The organism is Pseudomonas mandelii (assembly GCF_900106065.1).
GTDB lineage: Bacteria > Pseudomonadota > Gammaproteobacteria > Pseudomonadales > Pseudomonadaceae > Aquipseudomonas > Aquipseudomonas mandelii.
Window position 1 is genome coordinate 558519 of the sequence record NZ_LT629796.1, and the last position, 21737, is coordinate 580255.

19 protein-coding genes are annotated in these 21737 nt (G+C 60.2%); 3 read left to right on the plus strand and 16 right to left on the minus strand.

Annotation, left to right across the window (positions count from 1 at the left end; all coding sequences use genetic code 11):
* Positions 1–1029: 1029 nt before the first annotated feature.
* The 6 genes from BLU63_RS02470 to BLU63_RS02495 all read right to left on the minus strand — a co-directional run bounded on the left by BLU63_RS02470 (position 1030) and on the right by BLU63_RS02495 (position 7576).
* Positions 1030–1962: a D-2-hydroxyacid dehydrogenase gene (locus BLU63_RS02470; RefSeq protein ID WP_010462145.1), complete on the minus strand. Its 933-nt coding sequence runs from the start codon at positions 1960–1962 to the stop codon at positions 1030–1032.
* 120 nt (positions 1963–2082) lie between these two features.
* Positions 2083–2376 (minus strand): YcgL domain-containing protein, encoded by a 294-nt coding sequence (locus BLU63_RS02475; protein ID WP_007898694.1) that lies wholly within the window; start codon positions 2374–2376, stop codon positions 2083–2085.
* Entirely contained in the window at positions 2373–3506 is a 1134-nt protein-coding gene (rnd, locus tag BLU63_RS02480; RefSeq protein ID WP_010462151.1) for a ribonuclease D, read from the minus strand. Before rnd ends, BLU63_RS02475 begins: the two co-directional genes overlap by 4 nt.
* 123 nt (positions 3507–3629) lie before the next feature.
* A complete protein-coding gene (locus BLU63_RS02485) occupies positions 3630–4292 on the minus strand; it encodes a class I SAM-dependent methyltransferase (protein ID WP_010462153.1) in 663 nt (220 codons plus the stop codon).
* A gap of 73 nt (positions 4293–4365) precedes the next feature.
* Positions 4366–6015 (minus strand): phosphoethanolamine transferase, encoded by a 1650-nt coding sequence (locus BLU63_RS02490; protein WP_083374808.1) that lies wholly within the window; start codon positions 6013–6015, stop codon positions 4366–4368.
* A 178-nt stretch (positions 6016–6193) separates the two neighbouring features.
* Entirely contained in the window at positions 6194–7576 is a 1383-nt protein-coding gene (locus BLU63_RS02495) for a glutamine synthetase family protein (RefSeq protein ID WP_077750027.1), read from the minus strand.
* A 511-nt stretch (positions 7577–8087) separates the two neighbouring features.
* Here BLU63_RS02495 and BLU63_RS02500 point away from each other — a divergent pair.
* Positions 8088–9281, plus strand: coding sequence for a cyanate transporter (locus tag BLU63_RS02500; protein ID WP_083374809.1), 1194 nt, complete (start codon positions 8088–8090; stop codon positions 9279–9281).
* A 227-nt stretch (positions 9282–9508) separates the two neighbouring features.
* Positions 9509–10444: a LysR family transcriptional regulator gene (locus tag BLU63_RS02505; protein ID WP_083374810.1), complete on the plus strand. Its 936-nt coding sequence runs from the start codon at positions 9509–9511 to the stop codon at positions 10442–10444.
* 3 nt (positions 10445–10447) lie between these two features.
* Here the strand turns inward: BLU63_RS02505 and BLU63_RS02510 are convergent, their stop codons facing one another.
* The 6 genes from BLU63_RS02510 to BLU63_RS02535 all read right to left on the minus strand — a co-directional run bounded on the left by BLU63_RS02510 (position 10448) and on the right by BLU63_RS02535 (position 16046).
* The gene (locus BLU63_RS02510) at positions 10448–10813 is read right to left on the minus strand and encodes a 5-carboxymethyl-2-hydroxymuconate Delta-isomerase (protein WP_010462163.1); all 366 of its coding nucleotides are present in this window, start codon (positions 10811–10813) and stop codon (positions 10448–10450) included.
* 57 nt (positions 10814–10870) lie between these two features.
* Positions 10871–11797, minus strand: a complete 927-nt coding sequence (locus tag BLU63_RS02515; protein WP_083374811.1) for a LysR substrate-binding domain-containing protein — start codon at positions 11795–11797, stop codon at positions 10871–10873.
* Between the two features lie 72 nt (positions 11798–11869).
* Complete coding sequence (locus tag BLU63_RS02520; RefSeq protein ID WP_083374812.1) at positions 11870–13984, minus strand: DUF6311 domain-containing protein; 2115 nt, start codon at positions 13982–13984, stop codon at positions 11870–11872.
* Positions 13981–14367 carry a GtrA family protein gene (locus tag BLU63_RS02525; protein WP_010462169.1) on the minus strand — a complete coding sequence of 129 codons (387 nt, stop codon included), beginning with the start codon at positions 14365–14367 and terminating at the stop codon, positions 13981–13983. The genes BLU63_RS02520 and BLU63_RS02525 overlap by 4 nt, the downstream gene beginning before the upstream one ends.
* A complete protein-coding gene (locus BLU63_RS02530) occupies positions 14364–15074 on the minus strand; it encodes a class I SAM-dependent methyltransferase (protein ID WP_083374813.1) in 711 nt (236 codons plus the stop codon). The genes BLU63_RS02525 and BLU63_RS02530 overlap by 4 nt, the downstream gene beginning before the upstream one ends.
* A gap of 3 nt (positions 15075–15077) precedes the next feature.
* Entirely contained in the window at positions 15078–16046 is a 969-nt protein-coding gene (locus BLU63_RS02535) for a glycosyltransferase family 2 protein (protein WP_010462173.1), read from the minus strand.
* A gap of 278 nt (positions 16047–16324) precedes the next feature.
* Here BLU63_RS02535 and BLU63_RS02540 point away from each other — a divergent pair, with 278 nt between their 5' ends.
* Positions 16325–16516: a YegP family protein gene (locus BLU63_RS02540; protein WP_010462174.1), complete on the plus strand. Its 192-nt coding sequence runs from the start codon at positions 16325–16327 to the stop codon at positions 16514–16516.
* A 202-nt stretch (positions 16517–16718) separates the two neighbouring features.
* Here the strand turns inward: BLU63_RS02540 and BLU63_RS02545 are convergent, their stop codons facing one another.
* The 4 genes from BLU63_RS02545 to BLU63_RS02560 all read right to left on the minus strand — a co-directional run bounded on the left by BLU63_RS02545 (position 16719) and on the right by BLU63_RS02560 (position 21730).
* Positions 16719–17423: an NAD(P)H-dependent oxidoreductase gene (locus BLU63_RS02545; RefSeq protein WP_083374814.1), complete on the minus strand. Its 705-nt coding sequence runs from the start codon at positions 17421–17423 to the stop codon at positions 16719–16721.
* 73 nt (positions 17424–17496) lie between these two features.
* A complete protein-coding gene (locus BLU63_RS02550) occupies positions 17497–18912 on the minus strand; it encodes an aldehyde dehydrogenase family protein (protein ID WP_083374815.1) in 1416 nt (471 codons plus the stop codon).
* A complete protein-coding gene (locus BLU63_RS02555; protein WP_010462180.1) occupies positions 18905–20095 on the minus strand; it encodes a pyridoxal phosphate-dependent aminotransferase in 1191 nt (396 codons plus the stop codon). Before BLU63_RS02555 ends, BLU63_RS02550 begins: the two co-directional genes overlap by 8 nt.
* 27 nt (positions 20096–20122) lie before the next feature.
* The gene (locus BLU63_RS02560) at positions 20123–21730 is read right to left on the minus strand and encodes a 5-guanidino-2-oxopentanoate decarboxylase (protein ID WP_083374816.1); all 1608 of its coding nucleotides are present in this window, start codon (positions 21728–21730) and stop codon (positions 20123–20125) included.
* Positions 21731–21737 lie beyond the last annotated feature (7 nt).

Consider the following 21737-nt stretch of genomic DNA (forward strand, 5'->3'; position numbering starts at 1 on the left):
CATCAACGTTGACTGTCACACCGCTATCGCGAGCAGGCTCGCTCCCACAGTTGATTCCTGGTGTTCACAAAATAGTGGATTCACAGCACAACCCATGTGGGAGCGAGCCTGCTCGCGATGAGGCCGTCACAGTCAACATCAACGTTGACTGTCACACCGCTATCGCGAGCAGGCTCGCTCCCACAGTTGATTCCTGGTGTTCACAAAATAGTGGATTCACAGCACAACCCATGTGGGAGCGAGCCTGCTCGCGATGAGGCCGTCACGTTCAACATCAACGTTGACTGTCACACCGCCATCGCGAGCAGCTCGCTCCCACAGTTGATTCCGGGTGTTCACAAAATAGTGGATTCACAGCAGAGCCCATGTGGGAGCGAGCCTGCTCGCGATGAGGCCGTCACAGTCAACATCAACGTTGACTGATACACCGCCATCGCGAGCAGGCTCGCTCCCCAGTTGATTCCTGGTGTTCACAAAATAGTGGATTCACAGCACAACCCATGTGGGAGCGAGCCTGCTCGCGATGAGGCCGTCACATTCAACATCAACGTTGACTGTCACACCGCCATCGCGAGCAGCTCGCTCCCACAGTTGATTCCTGGTGTTCACAAAATAGTGGATTCACAGCACAACCCATGTGGGAGCGAGCCTGCTCGCGATGAGGCCGTCACATTCAACATCAACGTTGACTGATACACCGCCATCGCGAGCAGGCTCGCTCCTACAGTTGATTTCTGGCGTTCACAAAATAGTGGATTCACAGCAGAACCCATGTGGGAGCGAGCCTGCTCGCGAGGAGGCCGTCACATTCAACATCAACGTTGACTGTCACACCGCCATCGCGAGCAGGCTCGCTCCCACAGTTGATTCCTGGTGTTCACAAAATAGTGCATTCACAGCAGAAACCATGTGGGAGCGAGCCTGCTCGCGAGGAGGCCGTCACATTCAACATCAACGTTGACTGTCACACCGCCATCGCGAGCAGCTCGCTCCCACAGGTTTTGCACACTGTTCGAGTGAGCGGTGGGTTCAGTAGCCGCGGTTGAAGTCGACTTCCCCGCGCAACGCCTCGCCCGCCTGATACGCCCGCAAGTTTTCGACAAACAGCTTGACCATCATTGATGGCGAGGTCGGTGCCGAGCTGTGGCCGGTCAGCAGCAGGCCCCAGGCGGTCCAGAATGGATGACGCTGCGGCAGCGGCTCCTGACGGCAAACATCGATGACCGCGCCCGCCAGATGCCCTTCTTTCAAGGCTTCCACCAGGTCCGCGTCGACCACGGCCACGCCGCGCCCGACATTGATGAACAACCCGGTCGGCTTGAACTGCTTGAACAGCGCCGCGTCGTACAAGTCGTGGGTATTGGGGGTGTTGGGCAGCAGATTGATGACGAAATCCACTTCACCGACCAGCCGTGGCAAGTCCGCCAGCACGCCGACTTCAACAAACGGCGCCTGCTCGCGGGCTTCGCTGGCGATACCGTATAGCTCAACACCAAATGGCACGAGGAACTTTGCCACGGTCAAACCGATGTCACCGGTGCCGACGATCAACACCTTGCGTCCCGCCAGGCTCTGGCCCTGACGACTGTCCCACTTGCGCTCGACCTGGCTGACCAACCGCGCCAGCACTTCGCGCTCGTGGCCGAGCATGTAGGTCAGGACGTATTCGGCCATGACCTGACCAAAAATCCCCACCGCACGCGTCAGCCGGTAATCGCGGCGCAAACCGTCGGCCAGCAGCGGCGTGATGCCGGCCCAGGTCGATTGCAGCCATTGTGGCTGGTGGCCCTGGCGCAACAGGTTCGCCAACAGGTCCGGCTGACCCAGCCAGATCGGGCAGTCGGCCGCCTGGCTGGCCAGTTCGGCGGAGTCGCCGCTGGTCAGCACTTCCAGATCAGGCGCAGCCTGGCGCAACAGTTGGGCGTACACGGGGTGGTCGTGTTCAGCAATCAGAACGCGCATGGTTCAAACCTTTCGAAAACAGAGCAAACGGCCGCCGACGGAGTTTCGCTCCGTCGCCCTGGCCATCGCCAAAATCATTCCAGTGTTTCACACAGACTCTGAACAGAGCCTGTCTGCCGATCACATCGGGTCGTTGCGTCGCAGCAATTCTTCCGGCAAGTGTTCGATGTATTCGTCTTCGGCCGGTGGCATTTGCAGGTGGTAGCCCTGTTTCTCAAGGTTTTCCAGGACCACGGTGATGTCCTCGCGCGACAGTTTGCGCTCGGGGGTCAGCACCAGATCGAAAGCGTGATGAGGTTTGCCGAAGGCGGCCATCAGACTTTCCGGGACGCGCTCCAGTGCATCGCTTTTGAGCACATAGAGGTACATCTCGTTTTTCTTCAGGCTTCGATAGATGGAGCAAATACGTTTCAAGGCTGTTCTCCGGCGGTGGCCAGGCTGTCGAGCAGCGCCTGGCCCATCAATTCGCGGCGCCAGCCACGCAGCGAATCAGGCAATTGGTAAGGACCGTTGGGGTAGCCGCTCTTGAGCAGCGCTTCCAGGGTTTTCTTGCGCAGCATCAGTTCCGGCGCAATGTTCAGGCGCTCGGCTTCGGCCTGGCCGATCGCACGCAGCTGTTTGACCAGATTGGCGGCGTCCACCGGCAATGGCTCCGGCACGGCGGGCGGCCATTGATCTGGCGACACACTGCCAGAGCGCTTGATCAGATCAAGCAGAAATTCGCCGTCCTGACGCACGGTACGCGGGTGCATGTCTTCGATTTTCGCCAACGCGCCGAGGTTGTCCGGTTGCGTGCGTGCCAACGGCCACAGCGAGTGTTCACGGACGATGCGATTGCGCGGCAGGTCGCGGGCGCGGGCTTCACGCTCACGCCAGGCGCAGAGTTCACGCAACACGGCGAGTTGGGCGCGGGAGAGCTTCCAGGCCAGCTTGGCTTCGCGATAGACCTCGTAGGGATCGATCTCGCGGCGCAGGTTGGCCACCAGCTCGGCGCCGTCTTCCAGGACCCAGGCGTACTTGTCGTCGGACAGCTTCGGACGCAGCTGTATGAAAACTTCCGCCAGGTGCAAGGCATCTTCGGCGGCGTAGCTGATCTGGGTGTCGGACAGCGGACGTTGCAGCCAGTCGGAACGGGTTTCGCCCTTGGGCAGGTCAATGCCGAGCACTTCCTGCACCAACCGCGAATAACCCATCGAGAAGCCGAGGTTCAGGTAAGCGGCGGCCAGTTGCGTATCGAACAGCGGCGCCGGCAGGCTGCCGGTCAGACGCAGCAATACTTCGAGGTCTTCGCTGCACGCATGGACGACTTTGACCACGGCCGGGTTTTCCAGCAACGCGGCCAGAGGCTGCCAGTTGTCGATGGTCAGTGGGTCAATCAGGTAAGCGCGTACGCCATCACCGATCTGCAGCAAGCCTGCGATCGGGTAAAAGGTGTCGACCCGCATGAATTCGGTGTCGAGGGCAACGAATGGCAGCTGCTGCCACTCGGCGCAAAACTGACCGAGGCTATCGTTGTCGCGAATCCAGTGAATATCGATGGCCACACGGCTCTCCCTTGAAGAATGGCGCGCAGTATATATCGCCCCCGGCGATTTCCGCGCATCCACTGAACAAGAGCTTTAGCGAAAATGCCTGCCAGACGGCAAGAAATGTCTGACAAGCGGAGGTTAACCGACCTTACGCAGCACATAGACCCGCATCCGAGCACAACCGGGCAAGAAGTCCTGATGACTGAGCAAACTGAAACCCGCCAGCCTGAATTCGGCTTCGACTTCGGCCTTGCCGGCCAGCTGCCGGGGGGGAGCGCCCGTTGTGCCTGGGCGGCGCAGCTTGAAATGTGCATCGACTCGTACCGCCACAATCACCGTATCGCGACTCACACGATGGAACTCCGCCAGCAGGGCCAACCGATGCTCCGGGCTGTCGATATGCTGAAACAGTTGCATGCAAAAAATGCTGTCGACTGCGTTCGCCGACAAGCCGAGGGTGAAGGCTGAACTCTGGAACGTTTTGATTCGCTTGAGCAGACTCTGCGAATGATGTGTCTGGGCGTGGTTGAGCATGTCCTGCGACGGGTCGGACGCGAGGATCACCCGGTTCGCGTGCTCGGCCAACACCGGCCAGTAACGCCCGGCACCGCACGCCACATCCAGCATCAAGCCCGGTTCGCCGGCGACCTTGAGCGCGTTGCGCACCAGTTGCTCGTCGCGCCAGAACGCCATGCGCCCCGCCAGGCCACGCGGTCGCGGCTGAAGGCAGACGCGGGCGTGTTCCTGATCGTAGCGCCGGGCGAACTCAAGCTCGATGGCGGAAGGGGGCTGCGCGGACATGTGCAATGACTCTTGTCGGAATATGTACCGGTAGCAGATTAGCGACCGATGCGTGAAAAAAAGGTCGAAACACTTACTCTTTGGCCAACACTCCGTCGATCACAGCGCCGCGGCAACCGGCAAACATGTCCAGATCCTGGTTGTAGACCTTGCTGTTGACCTCCAGCAGACCGAGCATCGAATGGAACAGGTTGTCCTGGCTCAGCGGCTTGTCGCGGCTCAGTTGCAGGCAATGGGTGTCCACCGAGAACGACTTTTGGTAGCTGTCGGAGAACCACGCCAGCATGGCCACGCGTTTCTGCTGTTCCGGCGCCAGCATGTAAGGCGTGCCATGGAGGAACAAGTTGTACTCGCCCAGCGACTCGCCGTGGTCCGACAGGTAAACCATCGCGGTATCGACTTTGTCCTGGTTGCTGCGCAACGTATCAATCAACGTCGACAGCACGTGGTCGGTGTACACCAGCGTGTTGTCGTAGCCATTGACGATACTTTCGCGGCTGCAATTGTTCAGTGCGTTGCTTTCACAGACGGGCGTGAAGCGTTCGTACTCTTTCGGGTAACGCTTGAAGTATTCCGGGCCATGGCTGCCCATCTGGTGCAGGACCAGCACGGTGTCCTTGTCCAGCGTATCGATGAAGTGCTGCAGACCTTGCAGGAGAATTTCGTCGCGGCATTCACTGTTGGCGCACAACACCGGGTCCTTGAGGTTGCTGACGTCATCGAGGGTGACCCGATCGCACGTGCCTTTACAGCCCGATTGATTGTCACGCCAGATCACGTCGAGACCGGCGCGCTTGAGCACGTCCAGCAAGCCCTCTTCATTCTTCGCGGTGCTGGCGTTGTAATTCTTGCGGCCCATGTTCGAGAACATGCACGGCACGGACACGGCTGTTTCCGTGCCGCAGGAATGCACGTCGGTGAAAGCGATCAGGCCGGGTTCCTTGTCCAGTTTGGGGGTGGTGTCGCGGTCATAACCGAGGATGCCGAAGTTCTCGGCCCGGGCACTTTCGCCGACGACCAGCACTGTCAGGGATTTACGGCCGTGGGTTTGCCAGGCGGGATTTCGCTGGGCATCTTCACCGACCTTGACGAAGGGTTGCCGGGCAGAGACTACTTGCTCGCGCAGAAAGCCGAACGAAGCACCGATGTAGTTACTCGGCACCACCATCAGGCGCAATTCATGGTGATTGCGAAACAACGAAGACAGCCCTTGATAGTTCACCAGCGCGACACCACCGATCACCGCAACTGAAGCAACACTCACCAGCGCCTTACTTACCAACTCACGGTGCCAGCGGCGGTAATCAACCGGAACTTTCCACAACAACCATGAAGGCAAAACACCGAGCAGAAGAATATAGACCAGCAACTTCAGTGAGAGTAAGTCACGCACTTCCGTCGCGTTGGTTTGCGCGAAGTTGCGCAACATGCCGGTATCAATCAGCACACCGTATTGACTCATGAAGTACGCCACGCCCGCGCTGACCATAAACATCAGCATCAGGACCGGCTTCATTACGTAGCGGAACGCCAGGAAGGTCAGCACAATATTGAAGGCCGCCAGAATCATCACGCCAAAGGCGACAAGCATGACGATGCCTTTACCGTCCGCGGCGGTGATGTCAAACAAGCGCTGCCAGAGCACTGGATTAAAGCCAATCAGCAGAAAGGCGCTGGCAATCAGTGTCACCCACTCCGGGCGCACGGGTTTGAACTTCAACATAGTGATGGGCTATTCCTGAAAAGAAGTGTTCATGGCAAATGTGAAAATTTCATTTACCGTGACAGCACTAACTTTAGGCAGCCAACCATCAATTTTTTGTGAAAAAGAAGCCAACGATTAGTTGGCTCCTGTTATCCACTCGGTACTTTTACTTATTTGAGAATGGTTCAGCTTTTGTTCAGGCCTGATGCAAATACCAACGCCAGTCCTGCTCGCCAACTTCGCCCATGAATTGCCGATACTCGGCGCGCTTCACCGCCAGGTACACGCCGAGGAATTCCGCGCCGAACGCTTCACGCGCCCAGGTCGAACCTTCCAGCGCCCGCAAGGTGGTCAGCCAATCGGTTGGCAACAACTCCGTGGCCTGGGCGTAACCATTGCCTTCCACGGGCGCGCCTGGGTCGAGCTGTTCACGAATGCCGCGATGGATGCCGGCCAGAATTGCTGCGGCGGCCAGATACGGGTTGGCGTCGGCGCCGCAGATGCGATGCTCGATGTGCCGCGAGAACGCCGGGCCACCGGGTACGCGCAAACTCACGGTGCGGTTGTCCACTCCCCAAGTCGCTGCCAGCGGCGCATAGCTGTTGGTCTGGAATCGACGGTAGGAGTTGGCGTTCGGGCAGAACAGCAGCAGTGAATCGAGCAAGGTGCTGAGCATGCCGCCGACCGCTTGTTTGAGCAGCGGCGTGCCGTCCGCGGACTCGCTGGCGAACAGGTTGTTGCCGTCCTTGTCCGCCAGGCTGACGTGCATGTGCATGCCGGTGCCCGCCAGGTCATCGAACGGTTTGGCCATAAAGCAGGCGGCCATCCCGTGTTTATGCGCAACACCCTTGACCAGTCGCTTGTAACGCACCGCTTCGTCCATCGCCTGTAGGGCATCGGTGCGGTGTTCGAGGGTGATTTCCACTTGCCCCGGCGCGTATTCGGAAATCGCCGTGCGCGCCGGAATGCCCTGCAGTTTGCAGGCACTGTAGAGATCTGCCAGAAACGGCTCGATCTGCTCCAGCTCCCGCAAACCGTAGACCTGCGTCGAGCGCGGGCGCCCGCCATCGACGTCCCGCGCCGGTTGCGGCCGACCGTTGCTGTCGCGTTGTTGATCGAGCAAATAGAACTCCAGCTCCGCCGCCATCACCGGGTAATAACCGTCGGCCTGCAAGCCTTCGATCACCTTCGCCAGCAGATGCCGTGGATCTGCAATCGTCGCCGGCATGCCTTCCTTCGGGTGCATGCTGACCTGCACCGCCGCCGTCGGAATCAACCGCCACGGCATGCGCGTCAGACTGCCGCTGATCGGGTACGCCCGGCAATCGATGTCGCCGACGTCCCAGACCAGGCCTGAGTTTTCCACGTCATCGCCGTTGATGGTCAGGCCGAGAATGGTGCTCGGCAACGGCCGTCCGCTTTCGTACACCGCCAGCAGTTCATCACGATGCAGCAACTTGCCCCGTGGCACGCCATTGTTGTCGAGGATAAACAGCTCGAACATCTCGATATCCGGGTTCTGTTCGAGAAAGGTCAAAGCTTCTTGCTTCGTGGCGAAGGAGGTCGTGGCACAACTCATGGGAATTCTCTTGTTTCCGCGTCAGGCAAACGCGCAGGCGCTGCCGGTTTGATCCCGGCGCACAGCGCGGGACCTGTCAGAAGAATCAACGGGAAAGGCAGGCATCCGGCGGGCGTGCGTGACGGCAGTGCCATAACGCCCAAAAGGCTAATTCAGAGGGAAGTGCGACGGGACAACCGTCCATAGAGATAACCGCAGAAAACAGATGAGCAGCAGCGTCACACGGGCGCTCAGGTCGTTAAATCGGGATTTGAAGAACTTTGGGTGTGGGCTGGCTAAACAATCATTCTCCCAAACACCGCAGATCCCTGTGGGAGCGAGCCTGCTCGCGATAGCGGTGTGTCAGTCAGCACATGCATCGATTGAAACACCGCTATCGCGAGCAGGCTCCCACAGGGGATCCACGGTGTGGCACCGGTATTTAATTTTTAAATACCGCTGCGCACTATCTGATTTGCGGCCTCCCGCCCTCGCGCGCCTAATCGGCGCCTGATTTTTCAAGGCCCGATTGATGGAAAACGTTCGCGCAACTTCCCGCCCTGCCCTCTGGCTGATGGTCAGCATCCTCCTCGTCGCCCTGAACCTGCGTCCGTCGATGGCGGCCGTCGGGCCTTTGCTGTCGGCCATTCGCGGGGACATCCCGTTGAGTTTCAGCCTGGCCTCGCTACTGACCATGCTGCCGGTCATGGCCATGGGGCTGGCGTTGTTCTTCGGCTTGAGCGTCAGCCAACGCCTTGGCGAACAACGCACGGTGGTGATTTCACTGTCGATCATTGGTCTGGCCACGGTCTCGCGGCTGTTCGTGGACTCGGCCGCCGAACTGATCCTCAGCGCCATGCTGGCCGGCATCGGTATTGCGCTGATCCAGGCATTGATGCCGGCGCTGATCAAATCCAGGTTCAGCGACAACGTTGCCGTGTGCATGGGGCTCTACGTGACGTCGATCATGGGCGGTGCGGCGATAGCGGCCTCGTTTGCGCCCCTGGTGATGGCCCGTACCGGCAGTTGGCGCGCGGGCCTGGCAATCTGGGCCGCGCTGGCCCTGGTGGCATTGCTGTTCTGGGGCCTGGGCCGTACGGGGACATCGGCGCCAACGGTACTCGCACCACACAACACATCGTTCCTCACTCATTCCCGCGCCTGGTTACTCGCCGTCTTCTTCGGTTTGGGCACTGCTTCCTACACCTGTGTGCTGGCCTGGCTGGCGCCGTACTACGTGGAAAAGGGCTGGAGCGAACAAAACGCCGGTTTGCTGCTGGGCTTCTTGACGGCCATGGAAGTGCTGTCCGGGCTGGTGACCCCCGCCATCGCCAACCGCAGCCGTGACCGACGCCTGGTGCTGGTGGTGTTGCTGGCGCTGATCATGGCCGGTTTCTGTGGGCTGATCCTCAGCCCGCAACACTTCAGCCTGCTGTGGCCGTGCCTGTTGGGGCTGGGCATCGGCGGTCTGTTCCCGATGAGCCTGATTGTGTCGCTGGATCATCTCGACAACCCGCAACGCGCCGCCGGGCTGACGGCCTTCGTACAAGGCATCGGCTACCTGATCGCCGGTCTTTCGCCGCTGATGGCCGGGATGGTCCGAGATCGGTCGGGCAGCTTCGAATCGGCCTGGTGGTGCCTGACCGGTGTCATGGCGCTGATGATCCTGATCGCCCTGCGTTTCAATCCGCGGCATTACGCCCGGCAATTTCCTGGCGCTACCTGAGCACGTTGTCCAACACCTTGTCGCACGGTGCCTGCCACCGCTCATGGGTAAAGGCCTTCGGCCATGTTTTGTGGGATTAAATTCATAAGTCGTGTTCGTTACATTTTCTGTCCCACAAGTGACTGTGAAACGTCCTACAGGGCATTCTCCTGGCACCATCGTTCCGTTAGGATCGTTCGCACACGTTTGCGCACAGTCAGCGCAAGGAGCACAGCGAGACAGAACGGATGCTGAACAGTAACTTGCTTAGAAAGCTCGATATGCAAGACCTCATGGTGTTTGTCGCCGTGTATGAGCAAAGCAGCGTCACCGGTGTGTCGGAGGCGCTGTGCGTCAGCCAGTCCACCGTGAGTTACTGCCTGAAGAAACTGCGCACCAGTTTTGAAGACGAGTTATTCATTAATACCCGCACGGGTATGCGCCCCACTTACAAAGCCAGCACCATGTACACCCACGTGCTGAAGATCCTCGAAAGCATCAACCTCTGCCATGCCGGCGCCCAGGCGTTCGACCCGACCTTGCAACCGGTCACGTTCAACATCTGCGCACCGGAATACTTCGAGCAGTTGATCCTGCCGCGCCTGTTGAAAAGCTTTGATTTCGCCGACCTGCCGGTGATGGTCAACATGCACAAGTTCGAAACCGACATCCCCGCCGAAGACCTGCGCGATGGCAGCCTCGACCTGGTGATTTGTTTTGGCCCCCATCTTCATCGCAGCCACAGCGACCTCAAATCCCGGTTGTTGCTCGAAGATGATCTGGTCTGCGTCTTCGACAAACGCGCCACGCCACTGGAACCCCGTTTAAGCCTGAAGGCGTTTGTCGAACGCCGGCATGTGTTTCCGACACCGTGGACCTCCACCACCAACATGGTCGATGGCTGGCTGGCGCGACAGGCGCACAAACGGCAGATTATCGCGCGCTCCAACAGCTACAGCGCGGCGCTGAAAATGATCACCGGCACTGACTTCATTCTGACGTTGCCCCGCCGTATCCAGCAATTGCTGGCCAACGAGGCGATCTTCAATCACTGCGAAGCGCCCAATGGCTTGCCGGGTTTCACCCTGGAAATGCAGTGGAGTCAAAGTGTCGATCAGGACAGCGCCAACACGTGGCTGCGCGAGCAGGTGATCAAAGCCTGCGCCGAGCAGGAAATGGCCTGAAACTCAGTGGCCGATGGCCGTTTTGGTGTAGGACTCCCGGTCGATGTCGAGGATCTCCACGCACAACTGGACTTCAACCCCCGACGGCCATTCACACAGTTCCTGCACCACGGTCAGCAGGCTCTCGGACAACTGTTTTTTGATCTGCGGCGAGCGACCGCTCAGCAGCGCCAGCTTCACATGCACAAACGCCCGCTCCCCCATCGCCGTGCCGATCTTGAACGTCTCGACCTTCACCGCACGGCTCTTGATATCGAACTCCGCAGCAAACTGACCGGAAGCCACCAAGGCATTATTGAGCCGAATCAACGCCACGTCGGCGTTAAGCTCAGGCAGGTTGGCGGTGTATTCCATGTGCAGGTGGGGCATGGTCTGGCTCCTGGTAGTGTGCAGAAAGGACCTACATATAACACAGCGTCGTCCGACTCATTTGGACAGCGGCGATTCAAGACGCTCACTCATGAACGCCTCCAGCCGCGCGCGCAACCAGCGTTCGGCCGGATCGGTATCGACATGGCTGAGCCAGACCATGGACAAGTCCAGTGTCGGGGTCTTGAACGGAAAGGCTTCCTTGAATAACTGACCCGAGGCGGCCATCGCCTCGGCGGCGTAATCCGGCAGGCTGGCGATCAGGTCGGTGCCGGCGAGCAAGGCCGGCAACGAACTGTACTGCGGCACCGACAGCACGACTTGGCGCGTGCGGCCGATCTCCGCCAGCCATTCATCAGCGTAGCCACTGACGTTGGCGGTGTGCGACACCAGCACGTGCGGTCGGGCGCAATATTCATCGAGGGTCAGCGGGGTGTCCGAGGCGTCGGCGCGCAAAATGCTCGGCTGGATGTGCCGCAACAACTTGCGTTTGGCATTGGCTGGCAGGCCGCGGGTCTGGCTGATGCCGACCGTGATATCACCGGAGGCCAGCAAGTCGGGAATGCGCCAGTAATCGACATGCTGAACCACGAACACCACCTTCGGCGCTTCCTGGCGCAAGGCGCGCAGCAGCGGCGGCAACAGGCCGAACTCGACGTCATCCGACAGCCCGATGCGAAAGGTCATGGTGCTGCTGGCCGGATCAAAATCATGGGTCAGGCTAAGGGCCACTGACAACGAGTCCAGCGCTGGCGAGAGGTGCAGGATGATTTCCTCGGCCCGCGCGGTCGGCTCCATGCGATGGCCGACGCGAATGAACAGTGGATCGTTGAACATCGTCCGCAAGCGGTTAAGCGCGGCACTGATGGTCGGCTGGCCGAGAAACAGCTTCTCCGCCACACGCGTGACGTTGCGCTCAAGCATCAACGTTTCGAACACCACCATCAGGTTGATGTCAGCCTTGCGCAGTTCGTTGCGATTCATTCCTTGCCCCCGTTCCCCAACACTGCGGGCAGTTTAGAAAGGCGCGACGGGGGCGTCTACGTGCGTTGGCTTTCAATTGACCGTCAAGGTCTTCAATCCGAGCGCAAGTTGGCGAACGTCCTGGCCAAGCCCGAACTGTTTCGGGCTGACGGCGTCGGCAAACTGCAGTTGCAACCTCACGACACCCTGACTCGACACCCGTTGTTGCATCTCGGCCGTGAGGGGAATATCGATCACGTTGCCGTCAGCCTGTTCAAGTTGGGTGTTCGTTGCCGGCAGGCCGTTGATGCTGATGCCGACACGTTGACGCCCATGGCCGGGAGGTAGAAACGCCGTCGTCTCCAGACGCAAGGAATGCACGGGCGCCAGGGCCCGGAACATGACTTCAGCGTCCGGGCCTTTGGACCAGACACCCCAGGGTTCAGTCTCGGACCAGCCCTTGGCCAGCAACGCGCCGCCCTTGTTGCCGTAAGTGAACAGCGTCTTTTGTCCGGGTTCGAGGGCGGGTACCAGGTCCAGCGGATTGATTTGCGAGGTCGCCTGCAAGCAAGTGCCGCACTGCTTCCAGCCCGGAGCCAGCACTGTGAAGCCGTCAATCCGGGCGAAGAGATCCGTTTGGGTATTAATGTTTCTCACCGACTGGATCAACGCACGCTCATCGAGCAGGTACAACGAGTCGGCGTCATATTTACCCGACGCCATTTCCCGGGCCGTCTGCTGCTCGGATTCGATCCAGTTGGCCGTGTCCATCCGCCCCAGGTAAACGGCATTGGTCGCCAGACCGTGGGCGCCGGCAAAATCAGCCACCGACATCCACTTCGGGGACAGATTCTGCGGAACGATCCAGCGAATGTTCTTGTAATGGGCTGCCGCGCTTTCCCAGAACGGATCGACCATGGGCGACGCCCACTTCGACGCCGGTTCCATCATCAATTGCTTGCGCACCCCTGCCCAGCCGGCGTGGGTGTCCACCATCTGTATCAGCAACGCCAGCGACAGCAGGCAAAAGGCCGTGCGCGGCGTGTTGGCGCGAATGACCAGGAAAATGATGGCGAAGATGATCGCGTAGTACACCGGCCAGAACATTCGCCCCGAGGCGCGGAAGATGTTGGCGATGGAAATCACCACGGGCGGCAGCGGATAGGTGAACTCGAGCAAGCCCAACGCCACATGATTTGAAATGGCGAACACCGTCAGCCCAATCAGCGCCAACAGCAAAAAGGGTCGCCGCCGCACCTGTTGCCCGAAGCCGGTATTGCCTTGCAGTAAACCGACCACGGCATAGAGGCCCAGCGTGATCAGGCCAAGTCCCAGAAAGACAAACCCTTCGCCGTCACCGAACCCTTGGACACCGGGCAGATCCTTCAGCACATAGGACCAGTTCCCCGAATCGATCAGTGACAGCAGGTTCATGCCGTAGATGCCAAAACCGCCTGAGATCGCGCCTTCGGTGCCGACCGAAAAATACCCGGCTTGCCAGCAGCAAAAGCTGACCAGTGAAAACAGTGCAAGAAACTCGATCAAGGCAGAGCGCAGCGTCAGTTTCTTCTTGAAATACCCGGCCGCGAGATCGGAGATCCAGATCAGTGCAACCATCGCCAGAAAGTACGCGTGGACCAACGCGACCGTCGCCAGCAATGCGCCCCAGGCCAGGCGTCGACGACGCAGTTGCGGATGCAAGGCCAGGTAAAACGAAGCCAGCAGCAGAAAATGCCCGCCCAGGGACAAATGAAAGGGCATGCGCATGAGCATTGGCGGAACAAAGAGCAACAACGCCGTACTCACGGCACGCACACCCACATGCGACGACATCAGCCCCACTACCTTCCAGGCAAACCACGCCTGCAGAACGAAGCAGGTCAGTAACCAGAGGCCGAAATACTGAAAAGGTGTCGGCAACAGCGCAGCAAAGGGTTTGAACAAGAATGCCAGCAGCGGGTTGGAATCAGAAAAAATGATGCCATTGCCCAATTCCATTCCATAGGAAGGATTGAGCCCTATGGGAAAAGTCCACGGCGACTGCCGGAAAAAAGCCCATCCTAGGTAATGGGTCGCCGGATCGCCATTGCCCAGCCACGCGATGTTTTGCGGGTTCAGCGCCCGTGGCCCGATGATGAGGAAAAAGGCCACAACACCGATCAACAGCGGCAAGAGGTTGAGTGGCAGGCGTCTAGCGAAATCCTTCATCGATACGTCCAGAAGTTATGCAATACAAAGGTGAAGGCCGGAAGGGTCAGCGCCACTGCGCCAATCCCCAGCAAATAATGCAGCCCGGCCATTTGCGCAGCCCAGGCCACCAGCATCGCCAGCAGGAATCCGGCAGCGGAAACCATCATGAAGCGCAGCAGCGTTTTGCCGTGCAAACGGGCGGAAAAGCTCCACGTGGTATTGATCAGGTAAGACACCACGGTCGCCACGGCAAACGCCGCGCCGTTGGCCAAGGGCGGTAGAGGCAGCACGTAATGGATGAACAACACGGCGACCAGCGCATGCAGGGCCGTGACGAACAACCCGGTCACGGCAAAACGCAGGCCACGCTGGATCAGGGCGGATTTTTCGGCTGACGTCACGGCTTCTGCGCCAGGACAAACACAGTCAATCCGGCCAGACGATTCGCGCCCATGAAGGGCAGTTCGACGCGGCACAGCGTCTTCAAAACCGTATTCACCAGCGGGTGGTGCTGCTTGAGTTGCGAGCGTGGTGGCGACGGTTGTGCGCCCTTGGGCAACAAGCGCAGGGTCGCAGCAATCGGGAACACCAGGCCGAAGTAATAAGCCCCCTGTTTCACGGTCAAACCGGCGTCCCGGGCCACCGTTTCCAGCTGCGCCAAAGTGTAGCGGCGCTTGTGTTCCAGGAAGTCATCGTGCCCGCTCCAGAGAAACTGGAACGCTGGCACCGTCATCAGGAAACGGCTGCCGGAGGGGACTTTATCGACGTAAGCCTTGAGCAACCCGACGTCGTCATCGACATGTTCCAGCACATCCATCAGCAGCACCAGATCGGCATCCACCGAGTCGATGCCGCGACGGTAATGCACCGGTTTACCGGCGGTGGTGGCGTCCGAATCCTGGTCGTAACTGATGTCGACGCACCAGGCTTCACGGGCCGCCGAATGCCTCAGCAAATGGTGGGAAAAGAATCCGGAGCCCGCGCCTACGTCGAGAATCCTTGTGACCGGCGTGTTACCCAGCATTCGCGTGGTGGCCGCCGCTTTGGAGGCGTAATACCAGTGCTGGTCGATGCTCGAACCGAGGATGTCGGTTTCCTTGAGATCCATGGTTCAGTCCTTGGGGTCGTAGACGCGCCGCACCAGATACACCGGGCGGCGTTTTGACTCGATATACGTGCGGCCCAGGTATTCACCCAGCACGCCGATGCCGATCAATTGCAGGCCGCCCAGAAACGTGACGGCGACCATCAGCGACGCATAACCCGGTAAATCGACACCGGAAATCAAGGTTCGCAAGATGATGAAAATGGCAAACGAGAACGAGATCAGCGAGACGAACAGCCCCAGATACGTCCAGATACGCAGCGGTTCGGTGCTGAAACTGGTGATGCCTTCCAGCGCGAAGTTCCACAACCGCCAGCCGTTGAACTTGCTCGCTCCCGCCACCCGTTCTAGGCGCTCGTAGTTCACATGCGTCGTGCGAAACCCGACCCAGGCAAACAGGCCTTTCATGAAGCGCCGAGACTCGGGCAGGGTTTGCAGGGCATCCACCACACAACGGTCCATCAGACGAAAATCGCCGACGTTTTCCGGCAGATGTTGCTCAGCGATTTTGTTGTGCAGGCGATAAAACCAGTTGGCCGAGGTTTGCTTGGCCCAGGAGTCGGTCTTGCGACTCACACGATGACCCAGCACCACTTCATAGCCTTCACGCCAAAGGGCGATCATCTCGAGGATCACTTCAGGCGGGTCCTGCAAATCGACGTCGATTGGCACCACCACCTGGCCGGTGGCGGTCTGCAAGCCGGCGGTCAGGGCCGCTTCCTTGCCGAAATTGCGGCTCAGATCGACGATGCGCAGGCGCGAATCGGTCTGTTGGCGCTCCAGCAGCAGGTCGAGCGTGGTGTCGGTGCTGCCGTCGTTGACGAACACCATTTCCAGACCGATCAGCGTTTCATCCTTGAAGACGTCAGTGATCCGCGCGATGAACAAATCAATGGTCGCCGCCTCATTGAAAACCGGGATCACGAGCGAAAGCTGCACATGCCCGGTCAGTTGCGTTCCGTGCTGATGAGTCAATTGATTGCTCTTTTTTTATAGTGATTTTTCTACAATCCGAGGTCGTCGACAGCTGCTCGACGCCATGAGCCGTGTCGTATTAAGCAGGACCGTGGGAGGTGATGCAAGGGCGAAACTGCGGGGGTTTTGGCCATCCACAACGACCCGGCAGCGCGGGCTGAAATATTTTCAAATGCCTGGAAACAAATGCCTGATGGCCAAAAAACCCAGCTCCGCTAGGCTTGCCCCCGATGCGACACACAGGTTGTCGCGATGACCCATCGCATGGAGCGAGCAGAATGTATTTCGAGATTTACAGGCAATCCAAAGGCACGCCGAGCACCGGCAAAGGACAATGGCGCTGGCGCTTGAGGGCGGGGAACCACGAGACGATCGCCAGTGGCGAGTCGTATGTGAACAAGGCGGATTGCCTGCATGCCATCGGGTTGATCAAAGGGGTTGAGGGTGAAACGCCGGTGAAGGAAATTTAAACCCGATCACCTCTGCCGAACCTGTTCAGTGATCGGGAACAGCTTCGGCATATTTCGTTTTTCGGGGTTGAACTCGCTGGCCCCTTCGCGAGCAGGCTCGCTCCCACAGGAGATCTGTGGCGTACACAAACCCTCTGTAAGAGCGAGCCTGCTCGCGATGGGGCCGGAAAACACATCCTCAAGCCCCCGCCAAAAGCCCCTTTCAACCAGGCAACGGATACAACGCCTCATCAAACTGCGACAAGCGCGGAAACTGCATCGGCCGGTCATCACTCAGATGCTCCAGGCGCTGCTGATAACTGTGCAGGAAATCTTTGCGTGCTTCGTCACTGATGTACGGCACATGCCAGGCCACGAACGGCTCCAGCACGTCAAACCCGACATAGGCCAGCGTGCCGCGCAGGATCGGCCGCAACATATCCTCCAGCGGACCATGAATCGCGCCATCACCGAACATATGCTCACGGCCGCCCAGGGTGACGGTAACCAGCGCCTTCTTGCCGCTCAATCCGCCCTGGTCGTAAAAACGTTTGCCGCCGTAGCAAATACCCGACACCAACACCCGATCAATCCAGCCCTTGAGCATCGCCGGGGCGGAGAACCAGAAAATCGGGAAGTTCAGGATCAGCAAGTCAGCCCACAGCAGTTTGTCGAGTTCTTGCTGGATGTCCGGCGCCAGCGACTGGCTCTTCACCCCCAGCCGTTGCTCCAGCGCGTACACCAGGTACTCGGGGTTCTCCCGCGAGGAAAAGTCATCGGCACTGGCCACCGGGTTCCAGTTCATCGCGTACAGGTCGCTGACCCGGACCTCATGCCCCTGAGCCTCAAGCGTCGACACCGCCTGGTCACGCAGGGCGGCGGTAAAGGATTTCGGCTCCGGGTGAGCGTGGACAATCAAGACTTTCATGGCAATTTCCTAAACGTTTACAGGTTTTATGGGTGGGCGATAACCGTGCGCAGATCGTTTGAACCGTCAACGGTCACACCTGGATCGCCTTCACTTCCACAAATTCATTGAGCCCTTCTTCTCCCCACTCCCGGCCATTGCCTGACTGTTTGTAGCCGCCGAACGGCGCCTGATAATTGAACGCCGCGCCATTGAGAAAGCATTGCCCGGCACGCAACTGACGCCCGAGTTGCAAGGCGCGTTCAGTGCTGCCGGCCCAGACACCGCTGGACAAGCCAAACGGCGAATCGTTGGCGATCTGAATCCCTTGCGCTTCATCGGTGTAGGGAATCAGGCACAGCACCGGGCCGAAGATTTCTTCCTGGGCGATGCGCATGCGGTTATCCACATCGGCGAACAGCGTTGGACTGACGTAGTAACCGCGTTCAAACGCTTGCGCTGTTTCGCCGCCGAAAACCAGCCGCGCGCCTTCTTGTTGTCCGGCCTGAATGTAGTCATGCACGGTGCGACGCTGCGCCGCCGAGCACATCGGCCCGAGGAAACTCTGCGGGTCCAGCGGATCGCCCATGCGCAGACTTTGGGTTTCGGCAATTGCCAGCTCCACGGCCTCGGCGTAACGACTGGCGGGGAGCAACATGCGGGTCAACGCGGTGCAGGTCTGCCCCGAGTTGATCATCACGTCCTGCACGCCGTAGCGCACGGCGGCAGCCAGATCGGCATCCTCGGCAACCAACAGCGGCGACTTGCCGCCCAGTTCCAGGCACACGCGCTTCACCGAAGGCGCCGCCGCTTGTGCCACGCGAACCCCGGCGCCGGTGGAGCCGGTGAACGACACCATGTCCACGTCCGGGTGCTTGGCCAGCGCTTCGCCGACTTTCGAGCCCGGTCCGCTGACCAGGTTGAATACGCCGGCCGGCAAGCCGATCGCTTCGATCATCTGCGCCAGCAAAAAGGCATGCAACGGCGTTTCCTGACTCGGCTTGACCACCACGGTGCAACCGGCGGCCAAAGCCGGCGCGAGCTTGCCGATCAGTTGATGCAGCGGGTAGTTCCACGGGTTGATGAAGGCGCACACACCGACCGCCTCGCGGATGACCAGCGAATTACCGACCTCGCGCACTTCATCCATCAAGCCGGCGAGTTCGACGTATTGCTCCAGGCCGATGATGGGCCCGTCGACCTGCACCGAACGGCACCATTGCACCGGCATCCCCAACTCGGTGGTGATGACCGCAGCCATTTCATCGGCCCGGGCACTTAACTGGTCGGCGAGGGCACGCAGGTAACCGGCGCGAACGCTCGACGGCGTCCGCGACCATGGACCGAAGGCCCGGCGCGCCGCAGCCACCGCATTGTCGACATCGCGCTCATCGCCCAGCGGCACCGAACCTGCGACCTCTTCAGTGGCCGGATTGATGACCTCGGCGATGCCCTGCCCCGACGGGGTCTGCCAGCGGCCATCGATAAACAGCGTCTTGTGGTTATGCATAGACATGGGCTTCCATCAGTTCAGTGGCGCAACGGGTGATTCGCTGGCAGGCGTCACGCAAGGGTTCCGCGCCCAGCACCAGGCCCAGGCGAATATGCCCGGCTGCGCTCGGACCGAAGGCTTCACCGGCCAGCACCGACACGCCATGACGGTCGAGCAAGCGGTCGGCAAACGCTTGGGCGCTGAGCCCGGTGTCGCGTATATCGACCATCACGAACATTCCGCCATCGGGTTTCAAGGCCCGCACGCCGGGGCAGTCGGCCAGGCATTCGCAGACCAGATCGCGGCGTTGGCGATAGGCTTCGCGCATCGTGTCCAGTTCCGGCAGGTTGCTTTCCAGCGCGACGACGGCGGCGTCCTGCACGAAGTCCGGCAAACCGTAGAGCATGCACAGCGCGAGGTTTTCCAGGTGCTCGGCCAGCGCCGGTGGCGCGATTGACCAGCCGATGCGCCAGCCGGTCATGGCGTGGGATTTCGACAGGCTGTTGAGTGTCGCGGTGCGCTCAGCCATGCCCGGCAAACTCGCCGGACTGATGTGTTCGCCGTCGAACAGCAACTCGCTGTAGACCTCATCGGAAATCAGCCACAGGTCGTGGGTGATGCATAAATCTGCAAGCGCCTGCCAGGTGCTGCGCGACAAACTGGCGCCGGACGGGTTGTGTGGACTGTTCAGTGCCAGCGCGCGGGTACGCGGCGTGATGCGGGTGGCGACGTCTTCGGGCAACACCCGAAACCCGTTTTCGGAACGCACCGGCACCGGAATCACCACCGCACCGCAGGCACCGAACACGGCTTCATAAGTGACGTACATCGGCTCGGCGACGAGCACTTCGTCGCCCGGATTCAGTACGCACTGCGCCACGCAGAACAACGCGCATTGCGCCCCGGCGAGCACGGTGACCTGCTCCGCCGAAACGTGCTGGCCACTGCGTTTGGCGTAATGCCGGGCGATGCTTTCACGCAGTGCGCGTTTGCCACGCACGTCGGCGTAGTGGGTGTTGCCGGACAACAGGCTGTCGATGGCCGCCTGCACAATCGGCACCGGGGTGTCGAAATCCGGGTCGCCAACTGACAGCAGCAAAATGTCTTCGCCCTGCTCTTTCAGCGCCAAAGCGCGGTAGTGAATGTCCCAGGCGGCAGCGCCGTCACCGGCGATGCGTTGAGTCAGATCGGAAAAGCGCATGGCGGTATCCTTTTTACAAAATTGGAGTCACTGCGCGCACGCGTGCTTGAGTTCGATCAGGGTCACGCCGTTGCGCTTGAAGCCGTGGCGCAAGTCGGTTTGCAACTCGGCCAGGCTTTGCGGCTCGCTGACCGTGCAACCGAACGCACGGGCAAGGGCGGCAAAGTCCGGGTTGCGCGGCAGCACGCCAATCGGCTCGATATCCAGCCCGATCATGTCGTCGCGGATCTGTCCCAGCGCGTCGTTGTTCCAGAGCAACACCACCAGCGGGCTGTCCAGCTCTTCGACGGCGGTGGCCAGTTCCTGCGCGGTGTAGAGAAAACCGCCGTCGCCAACCAGCACCAGACCCGGCCGCTGCGGCGCGCCGAACTTGGCGCCGATGCCCGCCGGCAAGCCATAACCCAGCGTGCCGTAGCCGGTCGGATGCAACCAGCTGCGTGGTGCCAGGCTGTTGAAGGCGTAGTTGCCGGTGTAGGCCAGTTGGGTCATGTCGGTGCTGATGAAGGCATCGTCCGGCAGCTCCGCAGCGATACGTTCGAGTATCGCTTGATGGATCGACTGCAAGGGACCGTGGTTGTTTTGCACCGCTTCACGCAGCGCTGCGACGGACGCGATCGCTGCACTGGCATCGCGATTGACGGGCGACAGACGTTCCAGCAACGCGGCGAGGGTGTGTTGCGCATCGCCTTGCAGCGCCACCGCGCACGGGTAGAAATCGTTGAACTTGCGCGGGTCGATGTCCACGCGCAGCAGCTCGGCATTCAGCGGCAGACGCTCGCGCCAGAAATCGGTGTCGGCCATTTCGGTGCCAACGGCCAGCACCACGTCCGCCTCGGCGATGAGTTGCCAGCCCGGCTCGACGCACAGGGTCGAGCCGGCATTGAGGGATGCATCCGGCGGCAACAGGCCTTTGCCGGCCACGCTGGTAAACAGCGGCGCGGCGAGTCGGGTGCTGAGTTCATGCACTTGCTGCTGCGCATTCAATGCGCCACCGCCGGCGATGATCATCGGCCGTTTGGCGCTTTGCAGTTTGGCCACGGCCTGATCCAGCGCCGTAGCGGCCGGTACGCCACGGCTCGGGCGACGCACCACTTCATTGCTCCAGTCGCGGCTGACCTTTGCCGACAGCACGTCGAGCGGCACGGAAATGTGCACCGGGCGCGGACGCTCACTGTCAAACACCGCGTAGGCACGGGCGATCAATTCGGGCAGGTCTTCGGCGCTAAGGGCTACCGCCGAAAACGCCGTGATCGGCGCGGTAATTGCGCGCTGGTCCTGGGTTTCGTGCAGGCACCCCCAGCCTTTGCCGAGGCTGGCGGTGTGGTTGACGCTGGATATCACCAGCATCGGAATCGAGTCGGCATAGGCCTGGCCGATGCCGGTCGCGGCATTGGTCACGCCCGGCCCGGTGATGATGAAGCACACACCCGGTTTTCCGCTGACTCGGGCGTAGCCGTCGGCCATGAAACTGGCGCCTTGCTCATGGCGCGTCAGCACATGGCGAATGCCGCTGCCGGGCAGGCCACGGTACAACTCCAGCGTGTGTACGCCGGGGATGCCGAACACGGTGTCGACGCCGTAGTTGGCCAGCAGGCGGACCAGGGCCTGGCCGCCGGTCAATGTTGTGCTTTGCATATTCACG

What these genes read in the sequence shown, in the direction of transcription:
- BLU63_RS02470 (WP_010462145.1), bottom strand. Translation starts at nt 1,962, where the DNA reads ATGCGCGTTCTGATTGCTGAACACGACCACCCCGTGTACGCCCAACTG.
- BLU63_RS02485 (WP_010462153.1), bottom strand. Translation starts at nt 4,292, where the DNA reads ATGTCCGCGCAGCCCCCTTCCGCCATCGAGCTTGAGTTCGCCCGGCGC.
- BLU63_RS02490 (WP_083374808.1), bottom strand. Translation starts at nt 6,015, where the DNA reads ATGTTGAAGTTCAAACCCGTGCGCCCGGAGTGGGTGACACTGATTGCC.
- BLU63_RS02495 (WP_077750027.1), bottom strand. Translation starts at nt 7,576, where the DNA reads ATGAGTTGTGCCACGACCTCCTTCGCCACGAAGCAAGAAGCTTTGACC.
- BLU63_RS02500 (WP_083374809.1), top strand. Translation starts at nt 8,088, where the DNA reads ATGGAAAACGTTCGCGCAACTTCCCGCCCTGCCCTCTGGCTGATGGTC.
- BLU63_RS02505 (WP_083374810.1), top strand. Translation starts at nt 9,509, where the DNA reads ATGCTGAACAGTAACTTGCTTAGAAAGCTCGATATGCAAGACCTCATG.
- BLU63_RS02510 (WP_010462163.1), bottom strand. Translation starts at nt 10,813, where the DNA reads ATGCCCCACCTGCACATGGAATACACCGCCAACCTGCCTGAGCTTAAC.
- BLU63_RS02515 (WP_083374811.1), bottom strand. Translation starts at nt 11,797, where the DNA reads ATGAATCGCAACGAACTGCGCAAGGCTGACATCAACCTGATGGTGGTG.
- BLU63_RS02520 (WP_083374812.1), bottom strand. Translation starts at nt 13,984, where the DNA reads ATGAAGGATTTCGCTAGACGCCTGCCACTCAACCTCTTGCCGCTGTTG.
- BLU63_RS02530 (WP_083374813.1), bottom strand. Translation starts at nt 15,074, where the DNA reads ATGGATCTCAAGGAAACCGACATCCTCGGTTCGAGCATCGACCAGCAC.
- BLU63_RS02540 (WP_010462174.1), top strand. Translation starts at nt 16,325, where the DNA reads ATGTATTTCGAGATTTACAGGCAATCCAAAGGCACGCCGAGCACCGGC.
- BLU63_RS02545 (WP_083374814.1), bottom strand. Translation starts at nt 17,423, where the DNA reads ATGAAAGTCTTGATTGTCCACGCTCACCCGGAGCCGAAATCCTTTACC.
- BLU63_RS02550 (WP_083374815.1), bottom strand. Translation starts at nt 18,912, where the DNA reads ATGCATAACCACAAGACGCTGTTTATCGATGGCCGCTGGCAGACCCCG.
- BLU63_RS02555 (WP_010462180.1), bottom strand. Translation starts at nt 20,095, where the DNA reads ATGCGCTTTTCCGATCTGACTCAACGCATCGCCGGTGACGGCGCTGCC.
- BLU63_RS02560 (WP_083374816.1), bottom strand. Translation starts at nt 21,730, where the DNA reads ATGCAAAGCACAACATTGACCGGCGGCCAGGCCCTGGTCCGCCTGCTG.